Raw genomic sequence first — 21,870 nt, 5'->3', positions numbered from 1 at the left:
CCCGTCAGTGATCGTCAGGGGAGAACAAAATGATCCGATGCGGAGGCGACCTCGCCGAGGCCAAGGTCGGTGACCCGAAACCTCACCGGCATCGAGCGTTCCGCCATGCCGTCAACCGGCGCCGTCAACAGCACACGCAGTTCTGTCGTCGTATCGCGAGCCAGGACGATCATCGGCCGATCCACGGTCACCGAATCGGCGCCGACGACGTGGACGGACGTCTTGGGCGGCCCATCGATGTCGATCGCGATTACCCGATCGAAGTCGCGCCTGTTGAGCAAACGCACGGTATAGGCGTTGCGAACCGATCCATCGCTGAGTCTGACAGCCATGGGATTACGATCATGCAGAACGCTGAGATCGAGCATCGTTCTCGACAACAACTCATAAACCATCACCGCGCAGATGATCGTGATCAAAAAGGCATAAACGAGCGTGCGCGGGCGCACCGGCTTGAACAGCTCCGGCTTGCCGTCCATCCGCCGGCGGATATTGATGTCGTTGTCGTAACCGATCAGGCCGCTTTTGCGCCCGATCTTCTTCATGACGGCATCGCAGGCATCGATGCACAGCCCGCACTGGATGCAGCCCAGCTGGGCGCCATTTCGTATATCGATCCCGGTCGGACAGACCGCCGCGCATTGATTACAATCGATGCAGTCTCCGACCCTTTCGCCGCGTGCGCGCAGATCGAATGATTTCTTCAATGAGCAGCGCTGCTCGCCGCGGTCGTATTTGTAGGCGACATTGAGGGCCCATTCGTCGGTGAGCGCGGCCTGGATGCGCGGCCACGGGCACATATAAACGCAAACCTGCTCGCGCATGTAGCCAGCCAGCAGATATGTCAAAGCGGTCAGGATCCCAATCCAGATATAGGCGGTTGCGGGCGCTTGGAACGTTGCCAGATCGTGCACCAAGGTCGGCGCGTCGGCGAAGTAGAGCACCCAGGCGCCGCCGGTCCACCAGGCAATCATCAACCAGATTGCGTGCTTCAGCACGCGCTTTGCCGCGCGCCCTGCTGTCATCGGGCGCGCGGCGGCCTTCAGCCGCTCGCGACGGTCGCCCTCGACCCAGCGCTCGACCGCATAGAACAGGTCGGTCCAGACCGTCTGCGGGCACAGATAACCGCACCAAATCCGCCCGCCCAGTGCGTTCATCAGGAACAGCACGATGGCAGCAAGCACGAGCAAACCGGTGAAGTAATAGAGCTCTTGGGGCCACAGTTCGATGAAGAAGAAGTAGAACCGCCGGTTTGGAAAATCGAGCAACACCGCCTGGTCGGGAGCGCCGAGGCCGCGATGCCAACGCACGAAGGGCAGCAGATAGTAGATCCCCAGACACACGACCATCAGCCGCCATTTGATCGTGCGGAAAGTACCGCGGACGCTCTGCGGATAGACCTTCCTATGGGCTGTATAGAGGGGTCCATCCTCGTCACTCACTGGCTCATCGAGCGAAACGGTCTTGTTTACGGTGGGCTTCATGACCGACCTGACATCGGGCGCGGATGGCTCGCGTTGATCCTGGGTCACCGGCGCGCAGGTTTTGCGGCGCATCTCGCCTATTGTCCGCCGCCGAGCGAATGGACATAGACGGCAAGTGCCCTGACTGTGATGGGATCGAGCCGCCCGCTCCAAGCCGGCATGATGCCGGCGCGGCCATAGCTGATGGTCTCGACCAGCGTGTCCTCGTCCGAGCCGTACAGCCAAATCCGGTCAGTCAGATTCGGTGCGCCGAGCGCCTGATTGCCTTTGGCGTTCTCGCCATGACAGACCGCGCAATTCTCGGCAAAGATCTTGGTGCCGGCCGCAGCATCGAACTTGGCTGCCGTGGTCAGGCCTGACAGCGATCGCACGTAGTTTGCTACGGTGACAATCTCGGTTTTCGTGAGAATGCCGTCGCGGCCAAAGGCCAGCATTTGTCCCTCATGCGCCTGGGCATGCCCGGAACGTGCGCCGAACTGGATGGTCTGCAGGATCTGGTCGAGCGATCCGCCCCACAACCAGTCATCGTCATTGAGATTCGGATACCCCTTGGCACCCGCGCCACCGCTCCCGTGGCATGGCGCGCAATTGTCCGCGAACACCGTCTTGCCGCGCGCGCGAGCCAATCCCAGCAGGGCCGGATCCTTCTCGATCTCGGTAAGAGACGCTTTGCCCAGCACGGCCATCTTCTCGCCGCGCAGCTCCTCAAGACTTGCGAGGTCGTTGACGACGCTGGCGCGGGTCGAATAATCAAACACGCCTGTCGTGTAGCTTGAGAGGAGCGGCCATGCCGGATAAACGACCCAGTAGCCTATCGCCCAAAGGATTGTGGCGTAGAAGCTCAGAATCCACCAGCGTGGCAGCGGCGTGTTGAGTTCCTTTATACCATCCCATTCGTGCCCCGTCGTGGAGCGGCCGGAGATGTGATCGATGTCGTTGTGCTCGGTCATGATCTGTCAGTCCCGGCGCAGCGGCATGCGCGCCGCAGAATCAAAACGCCTCTTGTTGCGAGGCCACAGCGCGTAAACGACGATGGCTATGAAGATGCCGACGAACAGCGGCGTCCAGAGCGTCACAACGAAGCTCGATGCCAGATTCTCGATGGAAATAACCGCTTTCATCAGAGGATCCTTCAGCGCAGATTGGCTTTTTCGTCGTAGAGCTTGAAATCGATCAACGTGCCGAGCATCTGCAGGTAGGCGACGAGCGCATCGAGTTCAGTCGGATTGCCGGCCCTGCCGTCGAAATTGCGCACAGCGGCCTTCGGGTAACGCTTCTGGAACGATTCGACGTTCGCGCTGTCAGGATCGAGTTGCGTCTTCATGTCGGCGACAGCGTTCTTGATCTGGTCCTCGCTATAGGGGACGCCGATCGCCCGATTGGTGCGCAGATGTGCGACCATGTCGGTCAGGTCGACCTCGGTGTTCGCCAGCGACGGATAGCCCGGCATCACCGATTGCGGCACGATCGCGCGCGGATTGGTCAAATGCGTGACGTGCCATTCATCGGAATATTTCCCGCCAATACGTGCGAGGTCCGGGCCAGTCCGCTTCGAGCCCCATTGAAACGGATGGTCATACATGCTCTCAGCGGCCAGCGAGTAATGCCCGTAGCGCTCGACCTCGTCGCGTAACGGCCTGATCATCTGCGAGTGACAGACATAGCATCCCTCGCGTACGTAGATGTTGCGGCCGGCAAGCTCGAGCGGCGTATACGGCCGCACGCCGTCCACCGCCTCGATCGTGCTCTTGAGGTAGAACAACGGCGTGATCTCGACCAGGCCACCGATCGCTATCACGGCAAGGATGCCAGCGATTAAGATGATCGAGTTCTTCTCAAAGATCTTGTGTCGGTTCCAGAGCGACATGCGATGACCTATTCCGCGACCTGGAGCGCTCGAGCGTCCTGGATTTGATCAGCTTCCCGCGCATTCACCGTCATCCAGAGATTGGCGGCCATGATCAGCGCGCCGATCAGGAACAGTGCGCCACCCGCGGCACGGATGATGTAGAAGGGATGCATGGCCTCGACCGACTCGATGAACGAGTACTCGAGGAAACCGAGCGAAGTATAGGCGCGCCACATCAGCCCCTGCAGGATGCCGGACACCCACATCGCGGAGATGTAGAGCACGATCCCGATCGTGGCGATCCAGAAGTGCCAGTTGACGAGCTTGAGGCTATACAGCTGTCGATTCCAAAGCCAGGGAATCAGACAATACAGCGCGCCGAATGATACGAAGCCAACCCAGCCCAGTGCGCCCGAATGCACATGGCCGACCGTCCAGTCCGTGTAATGGCTAAGCGAGTTGACGACCTTGATTGCCATGGTGGGACCTTCAAATGTCGCCATGCCGTAAAAGGCAACCGAGACCACGAGCATACGAAGTACCGGGTCGGTGCGGAGCTTGTCCCAGGCGCCCGAGAGCGTCATCATGCCGTTGATCATGCCGCCCCATGAGGGCATCCACAGCATGATCGAGAACGTCATGCCCAGCGTCTGCGTCCAGTCCGGCAGGGCGGTGTAGTGCAGATGGTGCGGTCCGGCCCAGATGTAGAGGAAGATTAGCGCCCAGAAATGGATGATTGAGAGACGGTAAGAATAGACCGGCCGTTCGGCTCTTTTCGGAATGAAGTAGTACATGATCGCCAGGAAGCCGGCGGTCAGGAAGAAGCCGACCGCGTTATGGCCGTACCACCACTGAAACATGGCATCCTGCACGCCGCCCCAGGCAATGTAGGATTTCGAACCGAACACCGATACCGGCAATGCGGGATTGTTGCCAAGGTGGAGCACCGCAATGGTGACGATAAAGGCGAGATAGAACCAGTTGGCGACGAAGATATGCGGCTCCTTCCGCTTCAACAGTGTCGCCACGAACACAATGAGATAAGTGATCCAGACAATGGTGAGCCAGAGATCGGCGTACCACTCCGGCTCGGCATATTCCTTCGACTGGGTGACACCGAACAGATAGCCAGTGCCTGCGATCAGAATGAAGAAATTATAGCCAACGACCACAAACCATGGCGCCAGATCGCCAGCCAAGCGGGTGCGGCAGGTCTTTTGCACGACGTAGAACGAGGTCGCGATGAGCACGTTTCCGCCGAACGCAAAGATCACAGCCGATGTGTGCAAGGGCCGGAGCCGACCGAAGCTCGCCCAGGGCAAATCAAAATTCAGTGCAGGCCAGGCAAGTTGCGAGGCGATCAGCAGACCGATGGAAAAGCCTGCAATGCCCCAGAACATCGCCAGCACCGAGGCGAATTTGATCGGACCGAGATTGTAGTTCGGTCGGCCATTGATCTGCGCCGGCGGTAATTGCGCCGGCCGTTCGTAGTAGCGATTGAGGATGACGCCCGTTGCGGTCAGACTGGCGGCGGAAGCCAGCAATGCGTGGAAGGTAAACGCAGAATCGTGCCCCATCGCTCCGGCGAAAAAGAAGACGTAGGCAGAAACTGCAAATACCGACATCAGGCCTGCTTCACCCATCGTCGTGGATTTCGAGGCAAAGGATGGGCTTGTCATGGCTTGGCCTTCTTTGAAAGCGGGATGCTTGGGGAATTATTTCCGGCGAGCTAAGCGATTGGGTTCATCAATCGCAAAAGCGCTGCGGGAGGCCGTCGTCGACCTCACGACCGAGCGCGCGCAGGGTTTGTTCGTTGGGGCAGTCTTTCAGCGGATTTCGATAGTTCCCTGTTTGGAGGTTGGCGACGCAACGGGCTTTGGCCTGACATAGGCCGCATACTCGCTGCAGATCGCGCAGTACGTCGCCATGGCGGGCGGCAAGCGCATGCTCGGAAAAACCGGCAAGTGCGAGGCGCTTGCTCAAGAGTTCGGGAGAGCCCGGACTTTGTGCCAGGGTTCGAAAAGCGGATGTAGACAGATTAAGCTCGCGCGCGATCGCATCGATGTCCTGCGGGCTCAAGCAAGCCAGCTCGGACGTCCGAGACAGGCTCGCTCGCAATCGGCTGAGCAAATTCCTAAACCGCCAAGGACTACCGATATGTGCAGGTTGGCTGACCATGTGTCATGTCCCTCGAAGCAGCCATAGCTGCTGGAGGCAGGTTTGTTTTTGACCTGCATCAAATGTAAGAGCAAATCGTTCGATCCGGATCGCTCTACCCCGGGGCGCCTGCGAGACTGCGCCGAGGCCCATTTCGTGTTGCGGGCAACAGCCCGCCTGCCGCATTAGCGACAGCATCGCGAGCTCCTTCGAATCGACTCGGCGCGATGTTTTAAAAGATCGCGCTTGAACTCGCGGATTGACCATCGCCATGAAATTCGCAAGGACCTGCGCTAGCCGAACTCAGGCTAGCCGCCCCATGCCGGGGGCAACGCAGGCGGGGTTCGAAGCTCCATCGCATCCGCGAAAATGGTCCAATCGCGGACACCTTTTTGCTTGCAAAAGTCGCTCTCCGCTTGCTGTGCAGCAGCACTCAGCGATGCGGCATCGACCTTGAACGCTGCCTGACAGGCACGATGCTCGTGGCCGGTATCGTCACAGACGGTCTTAATGAAGCGAACGTTAAATGAAGGCATGACTACCCTCTTGCGGTGGGTTTGCTTATCCGTGCCTATTCTGCCATTAGCGCGCGGAGAGTATTTGATTTGTCTCAAGCAGCATCCAAAGTAATCGGTCACTTACCGTGACAGAGACTGTTCTGACGCGTGCTGGCGGCCCGGCATGTCGTTAGCCAGACCTGCGTCCCCGTGATCGTGAGCAAATGGGGCGAACCGCCCCTATCTCGCGCCTGACGACCCACCCTGCCGCCGCAATGGCAAAGCCGATGACCAAGCTCGCCGCAGCCAAGGTTTCGATAAGGCCAAGGTTCAGGGCTTCCGCGCCAAAGCCTATGGCTGCGATCAGCGCCGGCAAGACCACCGACAATGCGAGGCGAGCAATCACTAAGGGTCTCCTTTGCGCCTCTCGCATCATTGATGACACGTGTGTCATGGTCCGATGCGCGTCCAGTGCGCTTCAACATTCGCATGATTGCATCGCCTCTATTTTGATTTCCATCAATCCGGCCGTTCCAGGGCTTGTCGGGATCAAGGCGCGAGGCGAGCAAATCATCTGAACGGGAACATGTTTGGCCCCTGTCCTGCTCGCGGCAGCCATACGCCGTCGGTCGTTCTAGACGCGCATCGCTTTTTTTGACCTGGATCAATACTTCAGCGGCGGCCGAGCGATAGAAACGATCTCCAGTCAAGGTCAGACATATGGCTCACAGAAAGACTTGGCGCCCCATCATCTTTTCGTGCTCAAATACGGGCGACCGTGTTCAAGCACTGCTGCCGAACGACGCAGTCGAGCCAAGCGCCAACGACCTGCACCCGGTAACCTGCATCGCCTGCGATGGTGTCCACGTCATCGACCCGCGGACCGGCCCGACGCGCGGGGCCGAGCGCAGCTAGCCGATCCGTCCCACGACCGACGCCGTAGCAAGGAGATGTCCCACCAACAAAGGATGTTCGATATGACAGGCCACGGCGAAACTCGCTCGGCGAGGGGCTCAATTGTGGGCCGCGGTCCAGTCCAGTTTCTGCAAACACCCGATCATGACCAACCGGGGAAGGCTTGAGCAGGTTCGAATCAGTTCGACCGAAGGTGGCAAGGTGCTTCGTAGCATCAATCCCGATATTTGGATCGGCAAGAGGGCCATGACCCAGCACGATGGGTTCGACGATGCCTCCGCCGACAGACCCGAGGCGGCGACTGCTGCGATCGAACCGCGCGCCGCCTGCGCAATATTGGGCTGAACCAGGTCGCGGGGCGGACAAGCGATGTGGTTCGTACTGTCTGAAAGGTTACTTGAATTTGTCAGTCGGCGGCGATGAACACCGTCCAGGATCTAATGGCAACGTGACGTGGGAGCGGATCGAGACGGCGCCCTTCGATCGCGACCTTGAGATTGGCGTGATCGAGGGTAATACCATTCATCGGCTGGTCTTCCCTTGCCGCCGCATCTTTGGCGGCTGGATCAAGGCGAAGACCGGAGAACACGTCGCTGTGCAGCCCACGCACTGGCGCATTTGGTTCAAATAGCGATGGCTATCCTGCAACAATATAACGGCGCGAATTGACGCGCATCTGCCTCCGGTGGCCCTCCCGCGGCCAAACGATGTAGGATCGATCTCATAAGAGGGTCTGCCGGCAAATATGTCCGACCACATCTGGTATCGCTATGGTACTGCCGCGGCAGCCGCCGCGCTCGCCCTCGTGCTCCGCGCGGCGCTCAATCCGTATCTCGATGACCGCTCATTTACGATCATCTACCTTCCGGCGATCGTTTTTGCCGCTTTCGCCGGCGGCCGCGGACCAGCGAGCTTCGCGACCCTGCTCTGCCTCGTCATCAGCGCGGCATTTCTTGGGAAAAGCCTCATCACCGTTTCCGCAAACATGATCGATATTGCCGCATTTGCGGTACTAGGTCCCATGCTTGGCTTCATGGGCGACCGGCTGCGGCAGGAATCGGAGCAGGCGCGGTATCGGCAAGCTCATCTGCAGTCGATCCTGGACACCGTACCGGAAGCCATGATCGTCATTGACGAGAAGGGTATCATTCGCTCGTTCAGCGCCGCGGCAGTGCGTTTATTTGGCTGGTTGCCGGACGAAGTGGTTGGAAAGACTGTATCCAAGTTGATGCCGCAGCCCTACCGGGCCGAGCATGACCGCTACATTGAACGTTATCTGACCACCGGCGAGCGGCGCATCATTGGCATCGGTCGCATCGTGGTGGGCGAGCGGAGCGACGGCTCGACCTTTCCGATGGAGCTTGCCGTCGGCGAGGCCAAAGTGCGCGGCGAACGCTTCTTCACCGGCTTTATCCGAGACTTAACCGAACGGCGGGCGCAGGAACGGCGGCTGCAGGAGCTGCAGTCCGAACTCGTCCATGTGTCGCGGCTAACAGCCATGGGTGAGATGGCATCGTCTATTGCCCATGAAATCAACCAGCCGCTCTCCGCCATCACAAACTATATGCGCGGCGCAAAGGCTCTGCTGGCGTCAGACAAGCCGAACGCCAATCGCATTGGTGATGCACTCGAACACGCCGTCCAACAGGCTCTGCGCGCCGGCGATATCATCAAGCGCTTGCGGGAGTTCGTTGCCAAAGGCGAGACGCAGCATTCTGTGGAAAATCCGCTCACGCTACTTGAAGAGGCTGTAGCGCTGGCCCTGCTCGGCGCCAAGGAGCAAGGCGTGCGGGTGACAATGCGCAGCGACCGCGATCTGCCGTCAATGATCGTAGATAAGATCCAGATCCAGCAAGTCGCTCTGAACCTGATACGCAACGCGATCGAGGCGATGGCTTCCTGTCCGCGCCGCGAATTGACCGTCGGAGTCAGCAAGGTCGATGGTCTCGCCAGGTTTACCGTTGCTGATACGGGTTCCGGTATCAGCCCTGATGTCGCCGACCGCCTGTTCCAACCCTTTGTCACGACGAAGGAACACGGCATGGGTGTTGGACTATCAATCTGCCGGACAATCGTGGAATCCCATGGCGGCCACATCGTGGCGGAAGCAAATCCGGGTGGCGGCACGATCTTTCAGTTCACGCTGCCATTTGCGGACGTCGGTGAAGAAGCATGACCGGGCGGCGCATTCTTGTGATCGACGATGAAGCCGCGATGCGGGATTCGCTGGCGTTTCTGCTTGATATTAGTGGTTTCTGGGTAGCAACCTACGAGACCGCGACCGAGTTTCTCAATGACATTGCAAGCGGTCCGATCGACTGCGTTGTATCAGACATCCGCATGCCAGGAATGAGCGGCCTCGAACTGGTCCGCAAGCTGAAGGCCGATCGCCTCGACTGTCCGGTCGTCCTGATAACCGGTCATGGTGATGTATCACTCGCAGTTGAAGCGATGAAAGCGGGTGCGGTCGATTTCATCGAGAAGCCGTTCGAGGATGAGGTGCTGTTGCGTGCCATCAACGCTGCTTTGGAAGCGCGGCCAACGAAGCCAGACGATGACGCAGCGAAACTGCAGGCAGAAGGGCGCCTTGCCGACCTCTCGTCGCGCGAACGTGACGTCCTGCAGGGACTATTAGCCGGCAAGATCAACAAGGTAATCGCCCATGATCTTGGCATCAGCCCCCGGACGGTCGAGGTTTATCGCGCCAACCTGATGGCCAAGACCAATGTACGCAGCATGTCTGAGTTGATGCGGATTGCCATCGCCGCAGGATTCTAGCAGGGGCGCGAGCGGCACGGTCCAGGCGACGAACAAGGGCTCGAAAGATCTTGGAGAATTCGTCCAGGAATGATCCTCAATCGCGAGCATGGCGCGCCTTAAAAACGCATTGTCCAGCGGAGCCTTGAGCATAGGCCACAGACCGGCAATGGAGAAAATCAAGACGAGCCCAGCGAACGATGCACCCGCACGTCGCGCTGCGCCCGCTCTCCGTCTGCGACAATGTCCTCTCATGTTGCTGATTGATCCCCCGGCAGCCGTTGGAGAGGCTTGAGCATTGGCGTATTCGGCTTGACCGCGGACTAACCAGCCGCACATCATCTTCCGTACTGGCGATCCTCTCAGTGTACCTGTTGTCGATGAGGGTGAATGTCGAGCAGGCAACGGGGAGAATCGACGGCATCCGCGATCTCGGGCCGCCCCCTAATCTGTGCAGCAAAAATCGCTGTGCACGAATCGTGCAGGATTCGCAGTTGACATGAGCGATGCAACACATGCCATGCTGCTTCTACTTGGCATCGGACTCTGCGCGAACTGTCCGTGGCCGGTTTGATCCTGCCTAACTAAATCGGCGAGCGTATGAAGCAGATCAATTGTCCGGCCCAGATTTGTGCTCCGATCGGCAGCAATCCTTTCACGCCCGGAGAACGGCAATGTTCGGGAACATATTGGTCCATCTTCCCACGGAGCTCCCGGTGCGGGCCGCGGTGAACGGTTCGATTTCCTTCGCACTGAGCACGGGCGCGCATCTTGACGTTGTGGCCATCGGTTATGAGAGGACCATTATTCCGCTCGCCGCACTCAGCGGGGTGGCCGTCACTTCGGTCTTTGAAATCGAGCAGGCGCGTGCGTTGGAGAGAGCCGAAGCGGCACTCCGTGTCTTTGATCTGCGGGCAAGGAGCTCCGGCATATCCTATGCGAGCCGCGCGCTCAGTGCGGTTCCAGCGGAGGCGCGTCGAAGCATCTGCGCCAGCGCGCGAGTGCACGACATGACTATCGTCACGCAGCCCCAGAGCGGCTACGAGAGCTATGACAACGTTATTCCCAAGGACGTCCTGCTCCAGGCCGGCAAGCCAGTTCTGTATCTGCCAAGCGTCATCCACGGCTCTTTTTCGGCCAGACGAATTGGGATTTGCTGGGACGGCAGCCGCCTTGCGGCCCGCGCGTTGCACGACGCGATGCCGCTGCTGCGCGAAGCGGACGCGCTGACCATCATCGCGATGACTGATGCGCACAAGGTCCCGGCGGAGAGCTCCGCCGACCATTTGGGACGGTATCTTGAAAGGTCGGGCCTTCCTGCAAAGATCGTGTCGCTCCCAGCACCCCAGTCGGTACACCGCGCCCTCCTGTCGCTTGTGGCGGACGAAAGCCTCGACCTGCTGGTGATGGGCGGATACGTCCGCTCTCGGCTGCAGGAAAGGCTGCTCGGTGGCATTTCGGGAAATCTGCTTCGTGCAAACGTCATTCCGGTTTTGATGTCGCACTGAAGGCAAGAAATATAGATGCGATATGCCGCCAGATGCGCCCCGGACCCAGTCGATGGGCGCGGGGCAAGGCACCAGCCGCCCGCCGATCTGGAGAACAGGAGCGCCGTTTGTCCCGGCTTTCGCGGGCCCGCCGTCGCTCCATCGACGAGGCGGGGCGAAACCGCTGAACATGCGCCGCGGTTTTCGAACGTTGCACGTAGGCTGCCGGTCTAGAGGAGCGGGACAATCTGGTCACCGCCCACCCGAGGATGCCCGAGCTCAACTTCAAGCCGAACGGCCAAGTCAGAATGCAGCTTCCTCATTCAAACGCGGCTGGTCGGCTTTGAGCCGCATTCGAGATACCGAAAGGCTGCGTCGCCCCCATCGAGAATTCTTCTCACGGCATACGTATAAATACTTAGTGGGTTCTACTTAGGGGAAACATCGAAATTTTCCAGTTCATCAGAAGCGGCCAATCTCCGCTCCATTGACGTTTCGAAGATCGAGTCCGCCATGTACGCTCAGGCCACAAGTATTCACGAGATCAGCCATCATCCGAGCAGCGTCTTGTGCAGGCAATCTCGTACCTATGGACCGTTTGGTATGGTTGCGACCCCGATGCGGTTCGCTCGCAATAGCGAGATCTACGGCGAGGACGAAGCAGCCGAACACCTATACCAGGTGGTATCGGGTGCTGTACGAACCTACAAGATTATGGAAGATGGGCGTCGTCAGATTGGTGCGTTTTATCTGCCCGGTGACATCTTCGGCTTTGAGGCCGGAGACAGCCATATCGCTTCGGCGGAGACGGTCTGTGAGACGCACCTTTTGATGGTGAAGCGCAGCGCCCTCATCGTTCGCGCCAGCCAAGATTGCGAGCTCACAAGGCAGCTCTGGGACGCGATGGCGCTTGAGCTCCGCCGCTTTCAGGAGCATCTGATGCTTTTGATCAGCAGCGCTGAACAGCGGGTCGTGGCATTTCTGCTCGATATGTCTCGTCGTACTACGAAGAACGCTGCGATCGAGCTGCCGATGTCACGGCAGGATGTTGCCGACTATCTTGGCTTGACGATCGAAACGGTCTCGCGCACCCTCACTCAACTCGAGCAGAATGGCGTGATTGCCTTGCCGACCTTGCGCCGAATCGAGTTACGTAACGACAAACTGCCGAGCCACGTTGCACAGAACTTGGGCTAAGCTCAAGAAGCGCTGTGAAATGCGCGGACTTCCTTGCACCGATCAGCGCCGACGGATCGCAGCACGTGAACGACACCCGAACATCGGCTTGGGCGATCGCGCACAGATGGCAGGATCGCTCGCTTACATTGTTCCGCCCTGGAGCACCGCAATGATCATCGATTTTTTGCTTCGAGAGCATCGCAATATTGACCTACTTCTGGTCGCCCTCCAACGTGAATTGGAGATCTTTGAGCATGGGGCCCGTCCTGACTATGAGGTCATTCGCGCGATTATCAGCTACTTCGAGGTTTACCCGGAGGTGTACCATCATCCTCAGGAAGATTTGATTTTCTCCAAGCTTAGAACTCGCGATCCGGATGCGGCTGCAATCGTCGGCGATCTCGCGCATGAACACCAGGAAGTCATCGACCGCCTGCACCATTTTGCTCAAGCTATCGATGCTATCCTCGCGGATCGTGAAATCCTTCGACAAGACGTCGGTAACATCGTACGCGACTTTATATTGCGGGAGCGGCACCACATGATGTGGGAAGAGCGAGATTTCTTCCCCGCCGCCGTCAAGGCTCTATCGGCTGAGGATTGGACGGAAATCGCTTCCGCCCGCACTGATCATGGGGATCTGCTGTTCAGCGAGACGGCGGAAGCGACTTCCGATGCACTAAGAGCGCATATTCTACAATTAGAGCAAGAAGCTGAAGCCGAACGGAGTTCGGTGGCGTTTTCGTCCGCAATGGCCGGCAAGCCGCCAGATGGCGCCAAAGCCGATGGACCGTAATTGATCACTGACTCTGCACGCCGGGCCGTGCAGGTCATGCTCATCTCATTGAAATGAAGGTGACAGTCCTTCTGGCGCGTACGCCGCGCGCGGCCAGCGCGACATCCGCGCCCGATGATCACTTGCAGCCGGTCCCTTCGCAAACAGCACGGCCGGGGTCCGGCTGGTCCCGTGACGTGAACGTCGCGGGGCAATTGGCAATACCGCTCGACCAGCGCCCCAGTGATATTACGTAATATGAGTGCCCCTTACGTCCACCGACCGACCGCGATCGATCGTTGCGGCACTGCTGGACCTCTTCTTGCCCGGAAGAGGGCAGGACCTTCATCGCGATCCAAAGTGCGATGCGTACGTTGCCGGCATGCCCTACCAATCTTGGCTTTAGGGCCGCTATCGCCATCAACAACGCGGATATTTTGAGCCAGCGCAAAGCCTATCCGCCGCGTGTCCGGTAATCGGTTGGCCAGGGAAGAAAGGCACTCTGAATGCGACCGGACTTGGCACAAGCCTACGGGCAGCAACGGCTGCCGCGCTACACCAGCTATCCGACGGCCCCCCATTTCTCAGCTTCGATTTGCGAATCCGACTATCAAATGTGGCTCAAGTCGTTGGGCGCGCAGCAATCCGCATCGATCTACGTGCACGTGCCGTTTTGTCGACGCACGTGCTGGTATTGTGGCTGCCACACTTCTGTCACGAAGCGCCAGGAGCCGATCTCGTTCTATGCAGCGGGACTGCGGACCGAAGCTTACCTCGTTGCAGAAACCCTTGGCCGACGGCAACCGATCACTCATATCCACTTCGGGGGCGGCACCCCGACGATCATGACACCTGAAACGTTCGCTGATCTGGTCGGTTCGTTGCGCCATTCATTCGCGGTCCTGCCTGATGCCGAGATCGCCGTAGAGATCGATCCACGCATGTTGAGCGAGCCGATGGCCGAGGCTCTTGGCTATTGCGGGGTCAACCGGGCGAGCCTTGGTGTCCAGAGCTTCGATCCAGTTGTTCAGCAGGGCATCAACCGTCTGCAGAGCTTCGGACAGACCGCGACCTCGGTCGATCGGTTGCGCCGTGCCGGCGTCGAACGTATCAATTTCGACCTGCTCTATGGCCTGCCCCGGCAGACGGTCGCTTCGTGCCTGGATACCGTCGCCAGATGCCTCGAGCTTCATCCGGACCGGTTTTCGGCCTTTGGCTACGCGCATATTCCTTCCTTCAAGAAGCATCAACGTCTGATCGATGCGTCCACCCTGCCCGACAGCATTGCGCGCCACGTCCAATCCGAAACGATCACGGAAGCTTTGGTTGATGCGGGATATGTCCGCGTCGGAATCGATCACTTCGCCCTACCGGACGACAATCTCGCCCTGGCGAGCCAGGAAGGCAGGTTGAGGCGCAATTTCCAGGGCTACACTGACGATAGCGCGGACACCTTGATTGGTCTGGGCGCCAGCGCCATCGGCCGTATGCAACAGGGCTTTGTCGCGAACGCCGTCCCGACGAAGGACTACCTCGCTCGCATCAGCGAGGATCGGCTGGCCATCGCAAAGGGCTATTTACTGACTGACGACGATCGCTTCCACGCCGAGATTATCGAACGAATCATGTGCGATTTGACAGTCGATCTTTCCGAGACATCCCGTCGTTACGGCCGGGATCCAAGCTTGGCCGTCGTTGATCGTTCTCGCCTCGACGGCCTTATCGCCGATGGCGTCGTGGTGATGGATGATAGCCGGCTTTCGATAGCCGGTGGCGCAGAGTTCCTGGCCCGGAGCGTCGCATCGATCTTCGACGCTCACCTTACTCGGAGCGGGGCTACACATAGTCTGGCGGTCTAAACCAGACGAAGCCGAACCGAGCCGTTTCAGATCCGAGTTCGACATCACCAAACCGGTTTATGCTCTGGATCGCGAGCAGTCGCGGCGATCAAGAGCACGCTGATCGGCATCCCGTTCGCCGGCTCTTCGTCGAGCCGCACAAGATTTCCAACAGAGGTTGGTATAAAAACTTGACTAGACCAATGACTAGCTGAAGCGGGATCAATAGCAAGCCGCAGATTGCATTGGTCACCACGATAAGATCCTTGCTGTGCGCGTTATCGTATGGTCCCGTTGATCGAGCCCATCGTTTCCGGCAGAAAAGCGTACCAACGTGCGCTTGGTGCCCGTCCATGATCGCCCGGCACGACCGCCCCACATTTCTCGGCCCTGCAGAGCGTTGCGAAACTACTCATAAGTGACAAACCTTGGTGTAGATTTCAAATCTAGGCTATATCGGCCGCATACCAGGGCATGATTGAGCTACGCTGAGCTTGCGCCTTAACTGGGGTCAGATTTCGGCGGATGTCCCCGCCGTAATCGAACCATCGGCGCCCTCCTTCCGCCGATGGAAGTCAGCACGTTGCCTAGCAGCGTCGCTCCTCCCGGACACACTTCCGCCCGGCCGCTAAAGGCGGCCGGGCCTTTTTCTGCTCACCAATGCCTCCCACAATTATCGAGCCCGCAAATCGTTGACAGGCGACCGGCCTTCTCGACGAAAGACCAGACCAGGTCAACGGTCGGCTGGAGTGGATGCAGCGCGTAGTTCGCGGGCGGCGGAGACCATGTTCACCAGCGCCGGGCGAACCTCCTCCCATTTGCGCGTCTTCAGACCGCAATCCGGATTGATCCAAAGTTGCGAATCCTGCAGCCGCTTTCGAGCCAAAGCCACGAGCTCTTTCATCTCGCTCGACTCGGGCACGCGCGGAGAATGGATATCGTACACACCCGGCCCGATTTGATTTGGATATTTGTAGTTCCGAAACGCGTCGAGCAGCTCCATTTTCGACCGCGAAGTCTCGATCGAGATGACATCCGCGTCCATTGCAGCAATCGCATCGATGATGTCGTTGAATTCCGAGTAGCACATGTGGGTATGGATCTGGGTTTGATCGGCGACGCCCGATGAGCAGATGCGGAAGCAATCCCCGGCCCACTCGAGATAAGCCGTCCACTCCGATCGGCGCGGCGGCAATCCTTCGCGCAGCGCAGCCTCGTCGATCTGGATCATGGCTGCACCAGCATTTTCGAGATCGCCGACTTCGTCTCGGATCGCGAGCGCAATTTGACGACAGACCTCGGCTCGGGGAATATCATCGCGAACAAACGACCAGTTCAAGATCGTCACTGGTCCGGTCAACATCGCCTTCATCGGCTTCTTGGTTAGCGATTGCGCGTACCGCCACCACCCCACGGTGATCGGCTTCGGCCGTGAGACATCGCCAAACAAGATCGGCGGCCGGACACAGCGCGAGCCATAGGATTGTACCCAGCCATTTTTGGTAAATGCGAAGCCGGCGAGTTGTTCGCCGAAGTACTGCACCATGTCATTGCGCTCAAACTCGCCGTGCACAAGCACGTCGAGGCCAATGTCCTCCTGCCAACGTACGGCACGCGCAGTCTCTTCCTTGAGGAACTCGTCGTATTGTCCGTCGTTCATCGTGCCTCGCGCGTGCGCTGCGCGGGCATTACGAACCTCTGCAGTCTGCGGAAACGATCCGATCGTCGTTGTCGGAAACGCCGGTAGTTTGAAGCGCTTGCGCTGGATCTCGGCACGGCTGGCAAATGGACTGGCGCGCCGGCGCGTGGCCTGGTTGATCGCTCTCATCCGGATGGCGACATCGGCATCTCGGATCTTTGGCGAAGTCCCACGATCGGTGGTGACGCGCTCCGACTGCGCAAGAGCGCCAGCAACATCCTGATCGCCTGCAAGAGCGCGCGCCAAGGTCGCAAGCTCGCGAATCTTCTGAACGGAGAATGCTAGCCAACCCTTGATGTCTGAAGCGAGCTCCGTCTCGAGTTCAACATCGACCGGCACGTGAAGCAGCGAACAGGATGGAGCGATTTGTATGCGATCTTTGCCCAGCTTCGCGATAGCGGGATCGAGCCGTTGGCGCAGTGCCGACAAATTCGTCCGCCACACATTGCGGCCGTCTATCGCGCCGAGTGACACGACGAGATCACTTCGCTTGGCGGTAATGATCTGGTCCAATAACGCTGGCGCCCGAACCAGGTCGACGTGCAGCCCGGCGACAGGTAGGCGCAAGGCGGTGGGAAGATTGTCGCCGAGGCCACCGAAATAGCTGGCGACCATGATCTTGATGGCCGGCCCTTCCTTGGCGAGCCGGTCATAGGCATGTAGCAAGGATTGTCTTGATTCCTCATCCAGATCAAGAACCAAGCAGGGCTCGTCGAACTGAACCCAATTTGCCCCGCGTTTGGCCAATTCCTGCAGAACCTCGATATAGACCTGTATCAGGTCATCCAGGAGTGACAGTGGCTGGAACGCAGGATCAGCACTCTTGCCTAGCTTTAGGAATGTGACCGGGCCGATCAGGACAGGGCGAGTCTGAAAGCCAAGGGCCTTGGCTTCCTCATACTCGTCGATAGGCTTGCGAGAGGACAGCCTGAAAGTCTGTCCGCGATGAAATTCCGGGACCATGTAATGGTAGTTGGTGTCGAACCACTTGGTCATCTCCTGCGCGGGTGCGCCATCGCCGCGAGATCCGTGGCCGCAACTCGCACCCCGGCCGTCGTATTGTGAACCGCGTGCCATGGCGAAATACGTCTTGAGGGAAACGGGCTCGGCTTTCGAGGCGTAGACTTCCGGGATGGCGCCGACCATGACACTGGTGTCGAGCACCTGATCGTACAACGAGAAGTCGTTCGACGGAATCACGGTGACACCGAGGGACTTCTGGCGCGCCCAGTTCGCGGCACGTAGGCCGGCTGCGTCCTCAAGCAACTGCTGTTCACTAATTCTTCCGGCCCAATAGCCTTCGAGTGCGACTTTGAGCTCGCGTCTTGGACCGATGCGCGGCGTTCCGAGCGTGGCAACCGGAAGGGAGAGAAGAGACATAGCGCTAACCCCATGTTGGGGGCAAAGGCCATGGCGGACGCAGGCAGGAGAAGTCGCCCGAGCGACGGCTGCTTGGCGCACCACCGGGACACCCCGCCCGTGGATGAATATTTTGTCGGGGCAGGTCTCCTGGCTCGCGGGTCATTGCCGCCGTCCGGCCTTCCCGAAGCCGCGCGGGCTTCAGTGACTTTGTTGGACAGTGGCTCACCGCTCACAGTTGCGGGGGCAGCGCCGGCATTGGCACCGGCTTCCCTCTTAGCTCCGGATCAAACGGAAACCGGAGAACCTCGACGACTTGGATTATCGGCAAGAGAACTCGGCCGTCAACCTCTCAAATTGGTGCTGCGACCTCTCTTACGCGAATGCTCCTCCGAGGCCACGCTTGATCGCGACGTAGAAGCCATCTCCAGTCATAGGATATCGGAATGACCATCTCGGAGACGCATTGGCGTCGGGCGGCGGGTCAGATCTGTGCACGAGACGAATGCGCCCAGCACGAAGAAGCTCACGGCGCCGCGCAAGACGCTTGTCATGCGGCCCGGCTTTTGAACGATTCATCGAGCACGCTTCGATGCGCCCTCCCTTCTCCATTAATAACCATGGATCAGTGGCGAATACGCGCAAGAGGTATTCGCTTAATCCAGCAGCGTGCTCAGCGGACGTGTCGATGTGCGACCAGCCAATCCTGGTAGGCGTCACGCCGACGTTTTGGTGATACTGGCCAAAGCAAGCATATTGAATCACCACAACCAAAAGAGACCCTCGCAATGAAAATGGCTGTTTGGAGCGCCCTCGGCGTCTTTGCTGCTGCCGTCTTTACTGTCGGTCTGTTCGGCTGGATGGCAAGGCCTTTTATGAGCCGCCCCGTCAGACAGATGCTCTCGGAAGTGTTGAGTAGTTCGAGCCGAAGCTAGCAAGACCTGAGGCTTCCCTCTTGCCGGTCGACACGGCTGCGTGGAAGCGCAGCTCCTTGAATGTTGACTGCAATGACGAGCAGGTAGACGACGGCCCCTAACGTTGCGCGAGCGGAGAATGCCACGTCTCGTCCCCTGCTTGATCCGTGAAGTTCCTTAACATCGATTCCAAATCGCCCGCCGCTGAAGGGCGGCTCCGCGTTGGTGTAGGCCGCAAAGTGCCAAGCACAACAGGCTGGGGCGCCCTCGACATTCGTAGTAGCGGCAACGCCCCCGGATCACACGGATCGATGGCGGCATACCTGCTCCCAATTGTCGTCAAGACTCTGGCAGCGAGGCATTCGCCCGCTGTCGAAGATTCAGTGCGTGACAAGAATCATTCACGGAAGTCGTGGCGAATAGGCTGAATGGTAACATTAGAACGTGCGTAGGTCGGTAAGTCGACAAAGACAGCACAAATCTGCCGCGAACTGCCGGTTATTGCCTGGCACGAACAATGCAAGTCCTCATCATGTCCAGGCTTCTCCTCCTGGGCAGGTCCAGCATTGCAAATTGAGGCTTTGGCTGACCACTGAAGTTAGCGGCGCGTGACATCGAGGGACGGCGCCTGCTCGCGCGGGACATCGGCAGGCGCCTGCGTCACGTTGCCGCTAACTTCTTGCGATCTGCGCAAAGCACGCTGAGGAAGACGTGCCGCTTTGGATTGACGTGTGGATGATAACCAGATGAGCCGGAAGCAATGAAGAAAAAGTCTGGAAAGCGCGTGCTTTGGTTCTGTATCGCTCGGTCGCTGATCTGCCTGGCCGGGCTGGCGGCGACGAGCAACAATGTTCGCGCCAACGACCACACGCTTGTCGAAAGGGTCAAGTCAACGTGGCGAGCGCAAGATGGTGAGACTATAGAACAAATCATTTCCAAGGTCTCGAAGGTGGCTCACTTTGTGCCTCGATCGTGGGGAGTCGCTGAAGGAATTGACCGAACAGAGTACGTTTATTTTTCATGGACCAGGCACCCGGACAACAGATCAGACGAACAGTACGCTATCACTTGGAAGATCGCGACTGACGGGACGATTAAACTTGCATCGACATATGCAAAGCCGATTGAATTGGGCTGGCGCGCCTTGGCGCTCTCGTTGATCGCCAGTGAGGTTACAGATGGCGAAAGGGACGCGAATCTTCACTTTCTGCATGATCCGGCCAACTTCAACTTCGTGACGACTGCGCAAGGCAAGCTCGGCAATCTTCTGCGGCACGGCCGCTGCCATATCATTGAACCCGTTGTAGTGGATTACGTGTCGAAACCCAATGCCAAGCCGACCGAGAAGGGCGATCTGTGGCGCGTTCTGCTTTTGGTGAACTGTAACATCCCAGGCCCCCATTATTTTACCCACAACGGCGTCATCACTTTCGAGAAGAGCGAGGGACAAGATTGGGAGCCGCAATCTTCCTTCGCTAAGCGTATCGCGGCCTATCCTCCAGGCTCCTGGTTCGATCGGATAGAGCCAAGTGAACGGGAAGCAATAGAGAGGGCGCGAAAGGCCTCGGCCAATGGTCACACAAAGCAAGATCGCGGCGCAGCTCCTTGACGCTGAGCGCCTCGGAGTAGCAGCAAAGCACACGCGTTCGGAAGCGCTGACTTGTCCTGTAACGTTTTTGCGACAAACCGCCAGCCTCTCGCAGCTCGTCATAGGGCAGTACCGTTGCTCTCGGCCCATTCCGCGAAGCAAGCGATGCCTTGACCAGGCGCGCACGTGCCAGCTTACGAGAGCCGGTTAGCCCTCCCCGCTCACATGCAGCGAGCGGACGCCAATCTGCGACGCGGCCAGCTCTAGATCCATTCTTCGGGGGAGTTGGCCTAGCGATGCTTGCGGCCCCTGCTCTGACCAGGCGTGCGCGCAGCGCATCGCTTCAACGGACAATGGCACCCGCAGGAGCGTGACGCCGAAGGCGGCACGCGGGAGCGAGTGCAGCGACGAGACCGGTTAAAAGGGTACCCGGGAACGGGGCAGTGATAGCGACGCCGGCATACCTCATGGCGGCGGGCCCTTTCCCGAGTACCCCCGGCGAGGAGTTCTGCAGCCATGCTGCGTCGGATCGACTGCAGAATTGGGACGGAAGATCTAGATTTCCTCACGCGGATCGTTTGCGCGTCGTAAATCCTGATCTGAAGCATGCTTCTTTCGCTCTTCCCCACCCGCCGGGCGCCGTCTCTCGTTACAAATTCGGCTTTGAGTCGGCCGTCCGCTTCAAGCCTGTAACAAGAGCTCGGCAGTTCACGGCTGCCCACTGCGCCCCTGGATCGCGATGGCCTTCCGAAGGTCGGACGCCTTCTCCGCGCCGACGGAGCGCTCGATGTTGTCAAATTCGCTAAGCCTGGATCGCTCTGCCTTTCGCCGGCGTACCCGATCGTCTGACCACAAAGTTCGCGCAGCTGAGCCACTCGCTATCGTGCGGAGGCGCCGCCTGGTCCCTATGCATCAAGACTTTTGAAGACCGGGCTGACCGCATAGATCGGACCGAACACGGCCTGCAGTCCTTCGGTGCCAGATCCCGATTTAGGCCCGACCGCAGAGCTCGTCGTTGCTGCATGAAACCGGACCTGCAAATTGGTGGCTCGTCTCTCTCGCGACCCATTTTGCGACAAATATAATTGTAATATCAATTAGAGCGTGGAAACGCGCCCTTGCTAAGGTACCTAAGTATGGACACCTATATACCTGAGCAGAGGTACCCATGGCCTACAACATTAAAGACCGCGACACTGACCGGATCATTCGTGAACTTGCCACCCTCAAAGGCAAGCCGATCCTCGATTGCATTCGCGAGGCTTGCGAACATGAAATTCAGCGTGAACGCCTAAAGACGCCGCTCTGGGAGGTGCAACCGCTGCTCGACCGCATCGCACCCGCGCTCCCAAAACCGGCCTGACCGCCGATA

19 protein-coding genes and 1 riboswitch are annotated in these 21,870 nt (G+C 58.8%); of the genes, 11 read left to right on the top strand and 8 right to left on the bottom strand.

Going from position 1 to position 21,870, the window contains the following annotated elements:
* Nucleotides 1-14: 14 nt before the first annotated feature.
* The 7 genes from ccoG to IF803_RS30610 form a co-directional block, all read right to left on the bottom strand.
* Entirely contained in the window at nt 15-1,484 is a 1,470-nt protein-coding gene (gene ccoG / locus IF803_RS30640; RefSeq protein ID WP_026192394.1) for a cytochrome c oxidase accessory protein CcoG, read from the bottom strand.
* A 77-nt stretch (nt 1,485-1,561) separates the two neighbouring features.
* Nucleotides 1,562-2,434, bottom strand: coding sequence for a cytochrome-c oxidase, cbb3-type subunit III (gene ccoP / locus IF803_RS30635; RefSeq protein WP_018270238.1), 873 nt, complete (start codon nt 2,432-2,434; stop codon nt 1,562-1,564).
* A gap of 6 nt (nt 2,435-2,440) precedes the next feature.
* Entirely contained in the window at nt 2,441-2,605 is a 165-nt protein-coding gene (locus IF803_RS30630; RefSeq protein WP_016841961.1) for a cbb3-type cytochrome c oxidase subunit 3, read from the bottom strand.
* Nucleotides 2,606-2,616: 11 nt separating this feature from the next.
* Complete coding sequence (gene ccoO, locus IF803_RS30625) at nt 2,617-3,351, bottom strand: cytochrome-c oxidase, cbb3-type subunit II (protein WP_018270237.1); 735 nt, start codon at nt 3,349-3,351, stop codon at nt 2,617-2,619.
* Between the two features lie 8 nt (nt 3,352-3,359).
* A complete protein-coding gene (gene ccoN / locus IF803_RS30620; protein WP_026192393.1) occupies nt 3,360-5,012 on the bottom strand; it encodes a cytochrome-c oxidase, cbb3-type subunit I in 1,653 nt (550 codons plus the stop codon).
* A 67-nt stretch (nt 5,013-5,079) separates the two neighbouring features.
* On the bottom strand, nt 5,080-5,412 hold the full coding sequence (locus IF803_RS30615) for a hypothetical protein (RefSeq protein WP_125459132.1): 333 nt from the start codon (nt 5,410-5,412) through the stop codon (nt 5,080-5,082).
* Between the two features lie 386 nt (nt 5,413-5,798).
* Nucleotides 5,799-6,026: a hypothetical protein gene (locus IF803_RS30610; RefSeq protein WP_075968369.1), complete on the bottom strand. Its 228-nt coding sequence runs from the start codon at nt 6,024-6,026 to the stop codon at nt 5,799-5,801.
* 248 nt (nt 6,027-6,274) lie between these two features.
* Between IF803_RS30610 and IF803_RS30605 the strand changes: the two genes are divergently transcribed.
* From IF803_RS30605 to hemN, 9 genes are all read left to right on the top strand, one after another.
* Nucleotides 6,275-6,565: a hypothetical protein gene (locus IF803_RS30605; protein WP_125459131.1), complete on the top strand. Its 291-nt coding sequence runs from the start codon at nt 6,275-6,277 to the stop codon at nt 6,563-6,565.
* A 481-nt stretch (nt 6,566-7,046) separates the two neighbouring features.
* Nucleotides 7,047-7,247, top strand: a complete 201-nt coding sequence (locus IF803_RS30600; RefSeq protein WP_018270235.1) for a hypothetical protein — start codon at nt 7,047-7,049, stop codon at nt 7,245-7,247.
* A 52-nt stretch (nt 7,248-7,299) separates the two neighbouring features.
* Complete coding sequence (locus IF803_RS30595; protein WP_311990172.1) at nt 7,300-7,533, top strand: hypothetical protein; 234 nt, start codon at nt 7,300-7,302, stop codon at nt 7,531-7,533.
* Between the two features lie 114 nt (nt 7,534-7,647).
* Nucleotides 7,648-9,078 (top strand): PAS domain S-box protein, encoded by a 1,431-nt coding sequence (locus tag IF803_RS30590; RefSeq protein WP_016841968.1) that lies wholly within the window; start codon nt 7,648-7,650, stop codon nt 9,076-9,078.
* Nucleotides 9,075-9,680, top strand: a complete 606-nt coding sequence (fixJ, locus tag IF803_RS30585; protein ID WP_016841969.1) for a response regulator FixJ — start codon at nt 9,075-9,077, stop codon at nt 9,678-9,680. The genes IF803_RS30590 and fixJ overlap by 4 nt, the downstream gene beginning before the upstream one ends.
* Before the next feature lie 653 nt (nt 9,681-10,333).
* Complete coding sequence (locus IF803_RS30580) at nt 10,334-11,167, top strand: universal stress protein (RefSeq protein ID WP_016841970.1); 834 nt, start codon at nt 10,334-10,336, stop codon at nt 11,165-11,167.
* 492 nt (nt 11,168-11,659) lie between these two features.
* Nucleotides 11,660-12,343, top strand: a complete 684-nt coding sequence (locus tag IF803_RS30575; protein WP_233475709.1) for a helix-turn-helix domain-containing protein — start codon at nt 11,660-11,662, stop codon at nt 12,341-12,343.
* Between the two features lie 151 nt (nt 12,344-12,494).
* Nucleotides 12,495-13,121 carry a hemerythrin domain-containing protein gene (locus IF803_RS30570; RefSeq protein ID WP_035632897.1) on the top strand — a complete coding sequence of 209 codons (627 nt, stop codon included), beginning with the start codon at nt 12,495-12,497 and terminating at the stop codon, nt 13,119-13,121.
* Nucleotides 13,122-13,606: 485 nt separating this feature from the next.
* The gene (gene hemN / locus IF803_RS30565) at nt 13,607-14,959 is read left to right on the top strand and encodes an oxygen-independent coproporphyrinogen III oxidase (RefSeq protein ID WP_026192392.1); all 1,353 of its coding nucleotides are present in this window, start codon (nt 13,607-13,609) and stop codon (nt 14,957-14,959) included.
* A gap of 712 nt (nt 14,960-15,671) precedes the next feature.
* Here the strand turns inward: hemN and metE are convergent.
* Nucleotides 15,672-18,017: a 5-methyltetrahydropteroyltriglutamate--homocysteine S-methyltransferase gene (gene metE / locus IF803_RS30560; protein ID WP_018270234.1), complete on the bottom strand. Its 2,346-nt coding sequence runs from the start codon at nt 18,015-18,017 to the stop codon at nt 15,672-15,674.
* Between the two features lie 102 nt (nt 18,018-18,119).
* Nucleotides 18,120-18,322, bottom strand: a riboswitch (cobalamin riboswitch).
* 1,348 nt (nt 18,323-19,670) lie between these two features.
* On the opposite strand from metE, the gene IF803_RS30555 reads away from it, so the two are divergent.
* A complete protein-coding gene (locus tag IF803_RS30555; RefSeq protein ID WP_016841977.1) occupies nt 19,671-20,519 on the top strand; it encodes a hypothetical protein in 849 nt (282 codons plus the stop codon).
* Nucleotides 20,520-21,666: 1,147 nt separating this feature from the next.
* Entirely contained in the window at nt 21,667-21,861 is a 195-nt protein-coding gene (locus tag IF803_RS30550) for a type II toxin-antitoxin system VapB family antitoxin (RefSeq protein WP_016841991.1), read from the top strand.
* Nucleotides 21,862-21,870 lie beyond the last annotated feature (9 nt).

The sequence above is a fragment of the Bradyrhizobium sp. UFLA06-06 genome, from assembly GCF_054820065.1.
The sequence above is the reverse complement of the archived record's forward strand: the minus strand, read 5'-3'. Positions and strand labels throughout refer to the sequence as shown.